The following is a 14,975-nucleotide window of genomic DNA, read 5'->3' on the forward strand; positions in this document are numbered from 1 at the left end:
ACTAAACAGGAAGTGAGTAAATAAAATGAGTGATGTAGCAATAACACGTAGCAACTTTAATGATTGGATGGTTCCAGTTTTTGCTCCAGCAAATTTCATTTTAGTTCGTGGCGAAGGTTCTCGTATTTGGGATCAAAACGATAAAGAATATATTGATTTCGCAGGCGGAATTGCTGTTAACGCACTTGGTCATGCACATCCTGTCGCTGTAAATGCACTTACAGAGCAAGCTCAAAAACTTTGGCATATTGGTAATGGTTATACCAATGAGCCTGTATTACGTCTTGCAAAGCAATTGGTTGAAAGCACTTTTGCAGACAAAGTATTTTTCTGTAACTCAGGTGCAGAAGCCAATGAAGCCGCATTAAAACTTGCACGTAAAGTCGGTTTACTCAGCGGAAATCCAAATAAAAACCACATTGTTGCATTTAAAAATGCCTTCCATGGTCGTACATTATTTACGGTGACTGCGGGCGGTCAACCTAAATATTCTCAAGACTTTGCACCATTACCGGGTGGTATTGAACATACTGCATTTAATGACTTAGAAGCAGCGAAAGCTGTCATTACTGATGATACTTGTGCGGTGATTGTTGAGCCAATTCAAGGTGAAGGTGGTGTTCTTCCTGCCGATATCGAATTCCTTAAAGGTTTACGTAAGCTGTGTGATGAAAAAGGTGCTGTACTGATTTTTGATGAAGTACAAACAGGTGTTGGACGTACAGGCTCACTTTATGCCTACATGAATACAGGTGTTACACCTGACATTCTCACCACTGCAAAAGCATTGGGAGGTGGCTTCCCGATAGGTGCAATGATCACAACTGACAAGTATGCGAACATGTATGTAGTCGGTGATCATGGTACGACTTACGGTGGTAATCCATTGGCATGTGCAGTGGCTGGTGCAGTATTTGAATTCATCAACACACCAGAAGTTTTAGATGGTGTAAAACAACGTCATCAATATTTCCTCGATGCTTTAAATAAAATCAATGCTGAATATGATTTGTTTAAAGAAATTCGTGGTCAAGGTTTGCTGATTGGCTGTGTGTTGAAAGATGAATATGCAGGTAAAGCGAAAAACATCGTGACTTTAGCTGGTGAAGAAGGCCTATTGGCTTTGGTTGCTGGTACAGATGTGGTGCGTTTTACGCCTTCACTGATTATTCCGATGGAAGATATTGATGAAGGTCTAAACCGTTTTACTCGTGCTTTAGCACGTCTTTAAGTCTTTTGTGAGCATCTAACCATGATGATTGTTAGACATGCTGCGCATCGGGACTTAGATGATATTTATCGTTTAGCGCAACGTGCAGGGGAGTCAGGTATTGGCCTGACTTCTCTACCGCAAAACAAAGAAATTTTAGCTGAACGTATTACTCGTACAACGCATACACTAGATGGCTTGGCTGAAAAGTTTGATGCAAGTTATTTATTTGTATTGGAAGACACTACCATCCAAAAAGTGGTTGGTGTGAGTGCAATTGAAGTCGCAGTTGGGCTAAAAGAACCTTTTTATAACTTCCGTGTTGCGACGCAGGTACATGCTTCGAAAGCTTTAAATGTGTACAAGACTTTAGATACTTTATTCCTCAGTAATGATCATACAGGGTGCAGCGAGCTATGTACTTTGTTCCTTGATCCTGAATATCGTAAAAACCAAAACGGTAAATTCTTATCTAAAGTTCGTTTCCTATTTATTGCAGCTTTTAGATCGTTTTTTGAAGAGCGATTAATTGCGGAAATGCGTGGTTTTTCAGATGAAAATGGGCATTCACCATTTTGGGATTCTTTAGGCTATCACTTTTTTAATATGGATTTTGCAGCAGCAGACTATTTAAGTGGTGTCGGGCAAAAAGTCTTTATTGCTGAATTAATGCCAAGATTTCCAGTTTACGTCGATTTACTTTCAAAAGAAGCGCGTGCTGTGATTGCAGAAATGCATCCGCATACTTTACCCGCAGCTAAAGTTTTAATGTCAGAAGGTCTTAAATATCAAGGTTATGTTGATATTTTTGATGCAGGGCCAACCTTAGAAGCCAATACGGCTGACTTACGTGCAGTTAAAGAAAGCCGTTTATTTAAAGTCAAAATTGTTGAGCAAGTTGAGACCTCAGACATTCAGTACTTGGTTGCCAATGATCAATACAAAGATTACAGCGTATTGCTCATCAATAATAACGTTCAAGATAGCGATACTTTATTGATGACAACACAGCAAGCTCAGTCACTCAATGTTCGTGAATACGATGAAGTGCGAGTTTTAGCATTAGAAAAAATGGAGAATAACTAATGTCACAATTGTCACAAGGTGCATTACTCATCAATGGTGCTTGGGTACAAGGACAAGGTACAGCATTTAACAAAACTAATCCTGTGACCAATCAACAAATTTGGACTGGACATGAAGCAAACCAAGCTGATGTTGAACAGGCTTGCAATGCTGCAAGACAAGCTTTTCCTGCTTGGGCTCGTTTAGCTTTAGAAGAGCGTATCGCGATCATTGAACGTTTTGCAGGATTATTAGAACAAAATAAAAACCAATTGGCAGAAGTGATTAGCCAAGAAACCAGTAAACCTTTTTGGGAAACTTTAACTGAAGTCCAGTCAATGATTGGGAAAGTTACCATCTCAATTCGTGCTTATCAGCAACGTACTGGTTTTAGCGAAACACCAATGGCAGATGGTGTGGCTTCTTTACGTCATCGCCCACATGGTGTTTTGGCTGTTTTTGGCCCATATAACTTCCCTGGTCATTTACCGAATGGTCATATCGTCCCAGCTTTGATTGCTGGTAATACTTTGGTGTTTAAACCAAGTGAATTGACGCCGTGGACTGCGGAAGAAACTGCAAAATTATGGCAGCAGGCAGGTTTGCCAAATGGCGTACTCAATGTCGTACAAGGTGGACGTAGTACAGGAGAGGCTTTGGCTGCTGCAGAGCAAATTGATGGTTTGCTGTTCACGGGTAGTGCCAATACGGGTTATCACTTGCATAAACAAATGGCAGGTGCACCTGAAAAAATTCTTGCTTTAGAAATGGGCGGTAACAATGCGCTGATCATTGATGATGCTAATGATATTGATGCTGTGGTGAATTTAGCGATTCAGTCAGCATTTGTGTCAGCAGGGCAACGTTGTACTTGCGCACGCCGTATCATTATCAAACAAGGTGCAAATGGTGATGCATTTATCCAACGTTTTGTTGAAGTGGCTAAAAATCTAGTGGTTGGTGCTTGGAATGCAGAACCACAACCATTTATGGGTGGTGTGATTTCTGCTCATGCAGCTGAACAAATGTTAGTAGCACAGCAAAAATTGATTGCTTTAGGTGCAAAACCATTATTAGAAATGACCCGTCCACAAGCAGATAGTTCATTGCTGACAGCAGGTATTTTAGAGCTAACAGATGTATCTAATATTCCTGATGATGAATATTTTGGCCCATTGACGACAATCTATCGTTATCAAGATTTTGATGAAGCATTAAGTATTGCCAATAACACACGATTTGGTTTGGCTGTTGGTTTGATATCTCCAGAACGTGAGCTATTTGAACGTGTATTGATTGAAGCACGTGCAGGTATTGTGAATTGGAATAAACCACTCACAGGTGCATCAAGTGCAGCACCGTTTGGTGGTGTAGGCGCATCTGGAAATCATCGTTCAAGTGCGTTTTATGCTGCGGATTATAGTGCATGGCCAATGGCTTCATTGGAAAGCGACAGCGTAACGTTACCATCAAAATTATCACCGGGCATCGTGCTCTAAGTCGAATTGGATTGTGACTACAAGGAGAAAAAAATGTCAGGTTATGAAATAAATTTTGATGGATTGGTTGGCCCTACGCATCATTATGCAGGCTTATCTTTTGGTAATGTTGCATCAACGAAGAACCGTAATAATGCTTCAAATCCTAAATTAGCAGCAAAACAAGGCTTAATGAAAATGAAAGCCCTTGCTGACTTAGGACTCAAACAAGGTGTGTTTGCGCCACAAGAACGTCCACATGTACCGACGTTGCGCCGTTTGGGCTTTATTGGAAGCGATATTGATGTGATTGCTCAGGCCATGAGAACTGCGCCTGCCTTATTATCATCACTCAGTTCTGCATCATCAATGTGGACAGCGAACTCTTGTACCGTTTCTCCGTCTGCAGATAGTGCAGATGGGCGTGTGCATTTTACTGCTGCGAACTTAAATAATAAGTTTCACCGCTCAATTGAACACCGTACAACGAGTCGTATTCTTCAAGCAATGTTTAATAATGATGTCTACTTTGCACATCACGAAGCATTGCCAGAAGCAGCTTTGTTTGGGGATGAAGGTGCAGCCAATCACAACCGTTTAGGTGGCGCATACGATCAAGCAGGTATTCAAGTTTTTGTTTATGGTCAGCAACATTTGGGTGGTACGGTAGCGCCACAAAAATTCCCTGCACGTCAAACACGTGAAGCGAGTGAAGCTGTTGCACGTTTACATCGTCTTGATGACAAACGTACCGTATTTATTCAGCAAAATCCTGATGTGATTGATAAAGGTGTTTTTCATAACGATGTAATCGCTGTAAGTAATCAACAGGTTTTATTTCATCATCAACAAGCGTTCCTAAATCAAAGCGAAGCTTTGAATGAAATTCGCCAAAAGATGGCGGGTATAGAGCAAGAGTTTATTTCGATTGAAGTGCCTGAAAACCGTGTAACCGTTGAAGATGCAGTTGCTACCTACTTATTCAATAGCCAGATTTTAACTCGTACAGATGGTGGAATGAGCATCGTTGTACCAGAGGAATCACGTCAGAACAAAGCAGTGTGGAGCTATTTGAATGACATGGTTCAAATGGGAACACCAATTGATGAAGTGAAAGTCTTTGATTTACGTGAAAGTATGCGTAATGGCGGTGGGCCAGCATGTTTAAGATTGCGTGTTGCAATGAATGACACTGAGCTTGCTGCGGTGAATCCAAACTTGTTTATGAATGATGAATTATTCAAAACACTCAATAAATGGGTTGATCAACATTATCGTGATGAATTAACTCAGGATGATTTAGCAGATCCAAGTCTATTGATTGAAAGCCGTACTGCACTGGATGAGCTCACTAAAATCTTAGCCTTAGGTTCGGTTTATGATTTCCAAAGATAACTTTCAAAGACAAGTTTCACAGATAAGTAAGACAGACCAATAAAGCGAATCGCAGGAATAAAAAATCCCCTTCAAGGAATCTATCTCTTTGGATTAAAAAATCACAAAGAGATGGGCTGCGATTGCCGCAGTACAAGGGGAAATTTAAAAGGATGAATGTACGTGGTTGATTTATTAACGTTGACTCTAGATCGGCAAACACCTGAGAAAATTCAAGGTATAACGCAAGACTTTACATGGCAATGGCTTGGTGAAGGGCTATTGCAATGTACGCCTAAATCAAGTTATGCAAAAACCATCGTACTTTCTGCGGGTATTCATGGTAATGAAACTGCACCGATCGAGTTATTGGCAAATATCATCAATGACTTATTTGCAGGGCGTTTAGCTTTAGCAGAGCGTGTACTTTTTGTTTTGGGAAATCCCGAAGCGATTCGACAAGGTGTTCGTTATCTTGAAAATGATATGAATCGTATGTTTTGCGGTGCATATCAGCATTTAAAACAAGATCAGGAAACAGATCGAGTAGCTGAATTGGAACAAGTGACAGCAGCATTTTTTGAACAAAGTTCTGTTGAAGCGCAACGTTATCACTATGATTTGCATACTGCTATTCGCGCATCTTTATTGCCTGTTTTTGCCTTATTCCCTTATCAAACACGACCTTTTGATGACTTTCTTATCCAAAGTTTGGATGCAGCGGATTTAGACGCTTTGGTTTATCACAATGCAGTCGGTAAAACCTTTACCCATTTTACAGCAGAAACTTTTCAAGCTGCGAGTAGCACTTTGGAGTTAGGTAAGGCAAAACCGTTTGGTCAGAATGATTTGGCTGAGTTTGCCAGTATTGATCAGGTATTACGTGCCGTTCTTTCAGGTCAAGCATTGCCAATCAGACACAAATCTAGTATTCGCCAATTTAAAGTCATTCATTCAATTTTAAAGCAAAGTGAAGATTTTCAACTTCAACTCAGTGCTGACGCACCAAACTTCTCGACTTTTCAAAAAGGTGAAGTGATTGCGACGCAACAAACAGGAAATGAAGTTGCTGTTGATCAACAGGTTTGGATTTTATTCCCCAATCCAAATGTGAAAATAGGGCTGAGAGCTGGGTTGATTTTAACAGAAATTGAATAAAGCATTGCCTCAACGTTTCGATGTAGACATGGAAAAGGCACACATGGAGTTGGAATATGGATGTTCAGTAAAAAACAAAATAGAGCAAAGAAAAATATCTGTTTAGATATTTATTTTTATGAAAGTAAAGCAGCAAGGACAGGTTGTCATAAGAATATTGTTGGAGTGATTGTGTATGAGTAACAAGAATGAAGAAGCATTTCAATCAGGTAAAATCCTGAATGAGCAATATGTGGTCCAGCAAGACACATCTAGCCAATCGAGTATGTCTTCATCAGAAATAGAGATTGGAAAACCATTAAAACGTGCCATGACCAAACGTCATTTGGTGATGATTTCATTGGGTGGAGCAATTGGTACAGGCCTATTTTTAGGCTCAGGTGATGTTATTTCACAAGCGGGGCCTGTAGGCGCTATTTTGTCTTATTTACTGGGCGGTATCATCGCCTATATGGTGATGCTGTGCCTAGGTGAGCTAGCTGTACATATGCCTGTTTCTGGTTCATTTGGTGAATATGCAAGAACTTATATTGGGCCGGGCACGGGTTATATGATCACTTGGTTGTACTGGCTCACTTGGACAGCAACCTTAGGGACTGAATTTACTGCTGCTGCGTTACTCATGCAGGAATGGTTTCCAACGATCTCCATGTGGACATGGACTTTGTTATTCGCTGGCTTAGTTTTTACCTTGAATGTCAGTTCAACTCGTTTATTTGCTGAATCCGAATTTTGGCTGTCTTTGGTTAAAGTTTTAACCATTATCTGTTTTATTGCGCTAGGTTTGGCTGCAATTTTCGGCTTTATTTCTTACCACGGACATGAGTCTGCGCCTTTGTTCAGTAAATTAACTGAGCATGGTTGGTTCCCAAATGGTATTTTCCCTATTTTCGCAACAATGCTCATCGTTAACTTCGCCTTCTCTGGTACTGAGTTGATTGGTGTTGCAGCAGGTGAAGCAGAAGAACCTGCGAAAACTGTACCAAAAGCGATTAATGCGGCAATTTGGCGCTTATTGATTTTCTTTGTAGGTACGATCGTTGTGATTTGTGCATTGCTACCTTATGAAATGGCAGGACTAAGTGCCAATAATGTGAGTAATAGTCCATTTGTAACGGTATTTAACTATATTGGGATTCCGTATGCGGAAGACATTATTCGTTTTGTGATTATCACAGCATTGTTGTCTGCTGCTAACTCAGGTTTATTCGCTGCTTCACGTATGATGTGGTCTTTATCTGCTAAAAAACAATTACCGAAAGTCTTTGCTAAATTGACACGTTCAGGCACACCGATTGTTGCAATTGTTGTGACTATGTTCGGTGCAATTCCAGGATTATTATCAGAATTATTCGCACCTGAAACGATCTTCAAAAACTTATTGGGCGTTGCTGCATTTACGATGGTTGTGGTTTGGATTTCAATTTGCGTGAGCCAATTTAACTTCCGTAGACAGTGGATTAAATCTGGTAAAACAGTCAAAGATTTGAAATTTGCTGCGCCATTATTTCCATTGACTCCAATTTTAGGTGGATTATTCTGTGTGATTACTTGCGTGAGTATGGTGACAGATCCTTCAATGCAAGTAGGTTTTGTATGCTGCATTATCTTTATCATTGCATGCTATGCGAGCTACAATTTTTTCTACAAAGACAAAGACACAATTTCATAAAAGTTATTGTGAATCGTAATTTGTTATTTCAAAACATACTCACTGATGCAACTCGGTGAGTAATAAGAAAAATTATTGAATATATATTTATAAATCACGGACATTATTTTTAAACATATTGCTAAATATTTTATAAGGCTCTTGATCTTCAAGGGCTTTTCATTTTTCTGCTGAATTTGTCTTTTTAAGAATAGATTGTGTCCTTTTAAGCTTATAAGAATTTTCTAATTCTATTCATGATAAAGATTGAAAATTTAAAATGATTTCTTCATTTATTGTCCGCAATATTTAAAAGAAGGGTTGAAAGGAGCTCAATTCAATGCATCAAATAAATTACGATTTTGACTATCTCATCATTGGATCTGGGTTTGGAGGAAGTGTTTCAGCACATCGACTGTCAGAGAAAGGATATTCTGTTGCTGTTATGGAAATGGGGAAACGTTGGGAAGCGAAAGATTTTCCTAAAACCAATTGGAATACGCCACGTTGGATTTGGCGACCTGCTTTAAAACTCTTTGGTTTCTTTAATTTGCGAATCTTTCGACATGTCACCATTATTTGTGGCAATGCTGTTGGAGGTGGATCAATTACTTATGCAAATACTTTATTGATACCACCAGATAGCGTTTGGTCTGAGGGTTCATGGGGAAATATTCCCAATTTAAAACAAGAAATGCCACAATATTTTGCTGAAGCAGAACGAATGCTCGGTGTAACGGATAATGTGATCTTAGGACCAGCAGACCATATGTTGAAACGAATGGGTGAGGCTGTTGGGGTTGGTGATACTTTTAAACCCACGCGAGTAGCCACTTTTTTCCCACCAGAAGGTGAGGCAGGTGGTAAAACCTATCCCGATCCTTATTTTAATGGGCAAGGCCCTGATCGTGCGACATGTAAGGCTTGTGGTGGATGCATGACAGGCTGTAAGCATAATGCTAAAAATACATTAGATAAAAATTATCTCTATTTTGCTGAAAAACAAGGAACACAAGTTTTTGCAGAAACCAAAGTTATTGATATTCGTCCTTTAAATGATCGAGAAGACGGTCGTGACGGTTATGAAGTGACAACGATTGATTCGATGTCTTGGGGCAAAAAGAATAAGCGGACGTGGATCGTTAAAAATGTCATCTTTTCAGCATCGTCTTTAGGGACACAAGAATTGCTATTACGTTTAAAAGATCGTCAGGTTTTACCGAATATTTCAGAACAATTAGGCAAGCAGGTGAGAACCAACGCCGAGTCGATATTGGGTGTTCGTTTTTTTGATAAAGAAATAGACATGAGCCAAGGTGTTGCAATTGGTTCGAGTATTTATATCGATCACAATACGCATATAGAAGCAACACGTTATCAACGTGGTTCAGATGGCATGGGTTTATTAACCACTTATATGGCGGATGGTAAACCGGGTTTATCAAGAATATTTCAATGGTTATGGGCTTTCATTTGCCATCCGATTATCTTTTTGAAAATGAACAATCCTTTTGGTTTTGCAAAGCAGACTTTGATTTTCCTCGTCATGCAGACAGTCGATGCATCTATTCAAATGAAACTCAAAAGAAATTGGTGGTGGCCTTTTAGTAAAACATTATCTTCTGAAGGAAAGCTTTTGCCTGTGTATATTCCACAAGCCAATGCTTTCACTGAAAAAGTTGCCAAAATGTTTAATGGTTATCCAATGACGACCAAAACAGAAATATTGTTTAATGTACCTTTTACTGCGCATTGTATGGGAGGTTGTGCGATGTCAGATTCAGCCGAGCAGGGTGTTGTAGACTCACAAAATAGGGTGTTTAACTATAAAAATATGTACATCATTGATGGTGCAATGTTGGGTGCAAACTTAGGTGTTAATCCAAGTTTAACAATTACAGCTTTAGCAGAACGTGCGATGTCTTTTATTCCAGATAAAGCAACTTTAGAGGCTGAGAAATAAAGAATTAAGGCGTATATAAATTTATGAATAATGGATTAGCATTTAACAGGCTTTAAAATAATCTGTTGAATGAATGCATTAGGATTGGTTTGTAAAGTGAGTGAGTAAGATTAGCTTGATTGTGTTAGTCCTGTGATTTTCCTAGAAAATAAAGAAAATCACAGGACAACATTAATGAAAATAACAAACGGATAAAACACTTTGACGATGTAATCGTTTGATATTTAAATGCTCATCTAAGTTATAAATGATTAAATAAGTTATAAGTGATTAAAAATGTTTATTTTGCTTTTGATAAAAACTTGGGGCCATACCCACAAAAAATTTAAAAGATCGAGAAAAATTCGAAGCAGAGGCATAACCCAGTTCTTCTGCAATTTCGATCAGACTCATATTTGAAGAAACTAACATTTTTTTGGCTTTATCAATGACCACTTCATTTTTTAATTGTTGATATGAAATATCTTGTTCTTTCAATCCTCTTTGTAAGGTTTTACTCGAAATATTAAGTAAGCTCGCGCATTCTTGCAAACTTGGAATATTTGAAGAATTCAAAAATAATTGTCTAAGCCAAGCAACCAAATTCATATCATTTTTAATTTCAGCAATTTGTTCCTGACATTTCAATTCAATTGCTTTTCGTGTACCTTCATCTGCTAGGCGTAGATTTTGCTTAATCAGTTGTTTGCTTAATTGAAGGACAATGCTTGGTTTTTTTAATGCATTAAAGTGAAAACGAACTTTAGACAATTGCGAATAACGATGTATATGTAAAGGTTCATTGATCGACATAAAAATATGATAAGGCAATAGTCGTTCTTCAACCAGTTCTAGCATGGTGCAATGCAAAGCCACAGCAATCGCTTCAAGGTGGTAGTTGAGCGATAAAGTATCTATGGGGATGATTGGCTCACAAATCAGCTCCATCGATTGATCTTCATGATAAAAATACGAAATTTTAAAACTAGGCAGAATCAAAGAAAAATATTTCGAAATATAAATCAATGCTTGTTCTAAGTTCTCGCAGGTTAAAATTGCATAACCAATCAAGCTATGTGAGCTGACCTTTAGCGAACGACCTAATTCAAAAGCGAGATCATAATTAAAAGGAAATTTAAGACAAAAGGAGATAAATTTCTCGACTTGTTCTTGAGAAATTTTCATATCTGGTGAGCTTAAATATTTCTTTAGATCAATATCGACCTCGGCCAATATGTCCACTGTCGAAATATTTCTAGACTCTAAAATATTCAAAACCTTGAAATAATATCTTGCAGGGATAATGGGGATTTGATTATTCATATGATTATTCATTCGCCAAGGGAGGAATCATCAGTGCCTTGATGATTTTAATATAACGCTATAAGTACCAGTTGACTAGCGTTTGTATATACGCTGTTGTCGATTCTGCATAAATTTAAACTGACAGTCTCAATTGAAGATGAGTCACTGTCAGTTCAAGTTGAAGCGAGTAAAATAACAACTAAACAATCACTATTTTCACAATCGATTTTTATTAAATCTCAATCATTTCAAAATCAGCTTTTGACACGCCACAATCAGGACAGCTCCAACTCGTAGGAATATCATCCCATGCTGTTCCAGGTGCGAAACCCTCTTCAGGCATCCCAACAGCTTCATCATAGATCCAGCCACAAACGATACATTGATACTTTTTCATTATTCAGAAACCTCTTTGATTTTTTGTTCGAGTTTTTGGTTTTTGCACTCTTGTTTTTCAAGTTCTTGCTCAAAGTAAGCATGATATTTTTCGAGCACTTTACCCTTCGCAGGTTCATAAACGTTGATCTTGTTTATGTCGCCTTGGTAATAATCAATAACCTGTTTATCCATAATGCTAAACCAATATTTCGGTATAAAGACATGTAAAAATAAACTGGCATAGCCGACAGGTAACTGCGGTACATTTTCATAATGTCGAAGCGCTTGATAACTTCGGGTTGGATAAGCATGGTGGTCTGAATGACGTTGTAATTGATACAACAGAATATTGCTAAATAGGCTGTTATTGTTCCAGCTATGCACAGGCATGGTTCTTTCATAACGTCCATTTTCTAGCTTCTGACGTTTTAAACCATAATGCTCCATATAATTCACGGCTTCAAATAAAGTGATACCGTAAGCTGATTGAGCAATTTGCGTTGGGATAATATTTTTACCAAATATTTTCAGCATCATCCCATGATAGGTTGCTGACATTGCCCAGCCTTGTAGCAACTCATTATGTATTGACCAAAAGGATAGACCTTTTCTTTCCAAACGTCGTTTTTCAATTTCAATGGCTGATTTGAAACTACCACTTACGGTACGTGGCCAGAATTTCCAAAATGATTCACCAAATTGTGAGGATGCAGGATCTTCTGGTGTTGCAACACGTAGATGATGCCCATAAGGATGTTCAACACGAAAATGATTATATCCAGTTGGTGCTAAACACAAATGAGATAAATAATGTTGTTGTTTGCCTGATTTATGACTGAGTTCGTGCGCTGTGTTGATGGCAACGCCATTGACCACGCCCAGTGTTAAGCCGATGAGAATGCGGTCAGAAAGTGGGGTAGAGTCTTTGCTCGCAATGTAATTTCCATAAATATTTGCGACATATTGCAAAGGAATATAAAGGTTCACCACTTTTGCATAGAATGGGTCAGCTTCTAATTCAGCAATCGCATCCTCAGGAGGGTTTTCAGAATCTTCACCTAAAAATCTATCAATCACTGGGATAATGCCATGTAGGACAATTGGTCCAGCGGCAGCGAAAAGCTTTTTGGTTTTTTTAGGGCCAAATTGATAACCTAGCATTGCAACATTGGCAATATTGGGAACGACTAGCCCGAGTAGCCATAATTTTCTTTTTTTGTCTTTAAACTTTGGTGAATCAGTTTTTATTTGAGCCACAGCATTCATGTTACACCTTATGAAGTCTAGGTTAGGTTGTAATATGATTGAATATTATTCAGTGGAATACATTGCATTAAAAGACAATAGCTATTCTTAAAAGGACATTGGACTCTAAATTTAAAATATGATTAAAATGAAGGGATGATTGAAAATAATGAATTAAATAAATGATTTGTATTATTGCTACTTTACTTTTTGATCGTTAAAATAATACTGTATAATAAATCTTAATAAAGTCATTTAATTTAACGGATGAATAATGATTCTTGCTGTAGATGTTTCTTATCAAGATAATAGTGCTTTAGTTGCTGGTATTTTATTTAAGACATGGCAAAGCTCAAGTTTTGACACAGTTCATACTAAAAAAATAGATTTTGTTGCTGAATATGAACCTGGTTCTTTTTATAAAAGAGAGCTACCATGCATTTTAGCTATTTTGAATGTTATCGATGGAGAAATTGATACGATTATAATTGATGGATATGTTACCCTAGGTGTGGAGAAAGAGTATGGGTTGGGGATGCATTTATGGGATGCATTGGGACATCGAATTCCAATAATAGGAGTTGCCAAAAACTATTTTAAGGGAACCCCGCATAGCTGTGAAATCTTACGTGGAGAAAGTTCAAAGCCATTATTTATTACCTCAGTAGGTATTGATTTGGAAGAGGCTAAAATGAATATTTTAAATATGCATGGAAAACATAGAATTCCAGATTTACTCAAAATTGTCGATCAGAAAAGTAAAGAAATTTAAATAATAACTCACAATTTTTTAATCTCTTCATACCAAAACCCAGTATAAAGTTATTTTTAAAAGTAAATCACTCCATCATTATGGGGTTGTAAGTAAATAGTCAGAATGAACAAGTTGGTAAATTACCGACACTACTCCCTGTTAAAATAATCACATTTATTAATATATTACAGCAGTTTTGACAGGCAGCGAATGGATTACCTTGGGATGTTTTGTCACCTTTAATACGATAGGTTGCTGCTGCAATGTCTTTTAAAATTGACTTGGGAAATAAATTTAACATCTCATTGGCAGCTAAAACCTCAGAATGTAACCCAGGTAATCCAGCTGCTTGTGGGATAACAGGATTTCTTTTTAGATACCTAATGATAGCTTGCTCCATTTGAGGATTCAAGATAGGCTCATGTAGGTAATATTTGTCGAAACTTCATGTTCGAAAGAAGCTTAATGAATCCTAATTTTCAATGGGTTTTTAATATGATTTGAAATTAAAAAATTTATTTCTAATTTCAAGTTTGATATTTTCTGATAGTGAGAAATCTGAAATACTATCTACTGTATATTCAGGAATTTTATCAATATCTATTGTATTTCTAAAATTTTTCCAGTTAAGTAAACTTGCTAATTTTTTTAAAGTTATTCTTGGTTGTATTTTTTTAAGATTAAATAATTCAATTATTGTTTCATTGATTGAATGATTTAGTTTAATTCTATCTAGAATAAATTGAAATAATTCACTATTCAACCATTCTAAATAAAAATCAAATAAACTATCATGTGTTTTGAAGAAAAAAGAATTTTCTTCAAATGAGTAAATTTGACCAAGATGATTGCCTGATGTGATAATGCAACTTTCATAGGCATAATATCTATCAATTATACCTAAAAAGCCTTGAAAATTATCATTAAAAATATCTTCTTCGTGAAGGTTGTTAGGGGTATAAATATTAAATTGATCTAGACTATACATTCGCCAATCTGGACCAGCTCCGCCATCACCAAAATACTTTAAAAAACTACGTAATTGCTCAGGTAGTAAAATATTATTACTTGTTTCAAACCTTAGCAAATCTGATGTATTTTTCTTTTCTCTAAACTGATATTTATGAAAAGAAGAGTCAAAAACAGTATAAAGGTTATCATAATGTTTTATTAGTTTAATTTTATCCTCAATAATTTCCCACATTTTAGATCCTGATTAAATGAGCTGGTATATTATTTTAAATAATAATTTAAGCTATTTAGATATGATTGTTAATGTCAAAAAGATCAGTGTTTTTAAGAACTTTCATATTTTGACTATCTAAAATACAGTTTAGTGTCGGCCCTCCTAAGTTATCAATTTGATAAATGATTTTACCATCTATTTTATTTTGTCCGTTAATAACTGCATAAAA

General features: G+C 37.1%; 13 protein-coding genes. 8 read left to right on the plus strand and 5 right to left on the minus strand.

The genetic code is table 11. From position 1 onward, the window contains the following. Window positions 1-25 precede the first annotated feature (25 nt). From GGG_RS0104270 to GGG_RS0104305, 7 genes are all read left to right on the plus strand, one after another. The gene (locus tag GGG_RS0104270; protein WP_010112564.1) at window positions 26-1,231 is read left to right on the plus strand and encodes an aspartate aminotransferase family protein; all 1,206 of its coding nucleotides are present in this window, start codon (window positions 26-28) and stop codon (window positions 1,229-1,231) included. A 21-nt stretch (window positions 1,232-1,252) separates the two neighbouring features. Then, the gene (gene astA, locus GGG_RS0104275; protein ID WP_010112565.1) at window positions 1,253-2,296 is read left to right on the plus strand and encodes an arginine N-succinyltransferase; all 1,044 of its coding nucleotides are present in this window, start codon (window positions 1,253-1,255) and stop codon (window positions 2,294-2,296) included. Beyond that, window positions 2,296-3,774, plus strand: a complete 1,479-nt coding sequence (gene astD, locus GGG_RS0104280) for a succinylglutamate-semialdehyde dehydrogenase (protein ID WP_010112566.1) — start codon at window positions 2,296-2,298, stop codon at window positions 3,772-3,774. Before astA ends, astD begins: the two co-directional genes overlap by 1 nt. A gap of 33 nt (window positions 3,775-3,807) precedes the next feature. Next, complete coding sequence (gene astB, locus GGG_RS0104285; protein ID WP_010112567.1) at window positions 3,808-5,148, plus strand: N-succinylarginine dihydrolase; 1,341 nt, start codon at window positions 3,808-3,810, stop codon at window positions 5,146-5,148. Window positions 5,149-5,310: 162 nt separating this feature from the next. After that, entirely contained in the window at window positions 5,311-6,285 is a 975-nt protein-coding gene (gene astE, locus GGG_RS0104290) for a succinylglutamate desuccinylase (protein WP_029574442.1), read from the plus strand. Window positions 6,286-6,550: 265 nt separating this feature from the next. Then, window positions 6,551-7,957: an amino acid permease gene (locus tag GGG_RS0104300; RefSeq protein ID WP_171057655.1), complete on the plus strand. Its 1,407-nt coding sequence runs from the start codon at window positions 6,551-6,553 to the stop codon at window positions 7,955-7,957. 319 nt (window positions 7,958-8,276) lie between these two features. Further along, on the plus strand, window positions 8,277-9,899 hold the full coding sequence (locus GGG_RS0104305; protein ID WP_010112570.1) for a GMC oxidoreductase: 1,623 nt from the start codon (window positions 8,277-8,279) through the stop codon (window positions 9,897-9,899). A gap of 270 nt (window positions 9,900-10,169) precedes the next feature. Here GGG_RS0104305 and GGG_RS0104310 read toward each other — a convergent pair whose 3' ends face one another. From GGG_RS0104310 to GGG_RS0104320, 3 genes are all read right to left on the minus strand, one after another. Further along, on the minus strand, window positions 10,170-11,201 hold the full coding sequence (locus GGG_RS0104310) for an AraC family transcriptional regulator (RefSeq protein ID WP_010112572.1): 1,032 nt from the start codon (window positions 11,199-11,201) through the stop codon (window positions 10,170-10,172). Between the two features lie 214 nt (window positions 11,202-11,415). Beyond that, the gene (locus tag GGG_RS0104315; protein ID WP_010112573.1) at window positions 11,416-11,580 is read right to left on the minus strand and encodes a rubredoxin; all 165 of its coding nucleotides are present in this window, start codon (window positions 11,578-11,580) and stop codon (window positions 11,416-11,418) included. Further along, window positions 11,580-12,827, minus strand: coding sequence for an alkane 1-monooxygenase (locus GGG_RS0104320; RefSeq protein ID WP_010112575.1), 1,248 nt, complete (start codon window positions 12,825-12,827; stop codon window positions 11,580-11,582). Before GGG_RS0104320 ends, GGG_RS0104315 begins: the two co-directional genes overlap by 1 nt. A gap of 253 nt (window positions 12,828-13,080) precedes the next feature. On the opposite strand from GGG_RS0104320, the gene GGG_RS0104325 reads away from it, so the two are divergent. Then, a complete protein-coding gene (locus GGG_RS0104325; RefSeq protein WP_010112577.1) occupies window positions 13,081-13,578 on the plus strand; it encodes an endonuclease V in 498 nt (165 codons plus the stop codon). Window positions 13,579-13,678: 100 nt separating this feature from the next. On the opposite strand, the gene GGG_RS0104330 is transcribed toward GGG_RS0104325, so the two are convergent. Together GGG_RS0104330 and GGG_RS0104335 are read right to left on the minus strand one after the other, a co-directional pair. Further along, on the minus strand, window positions 13,679-13,960 hold the full coding sequence (locus GGG_RS0104330) for a hypothetical protein (protein WP_010112579.1): 282 nt from the start codon (window positions 13,958-13,960) through the stop codon (window positions 13,679-13,681). Window positions 13,961-14,050: 90 nt separating this feature from the next. Beyond that, entirely contained in the window at window positions 14,051-14,764 is a 714-nt protein-coding gene (locus GGG_RS0104335; protein ID WP_010112580.1) for an SMI1/KNR4 family protein, read from the minus strand. Window positions 14,765-14,975: the final 211 nt, after the last annotated feature.

Source organism: Acinetobacter sp. P8-3-8 (assembly GCF_000214135.1).
In the GTDB taxonomy this organism is placed as follows: Bacteria; Pseudomonadota; Gammaproteobacteria; order Pseudomonadales; family Moraxellaceae; genus Acinetobacter.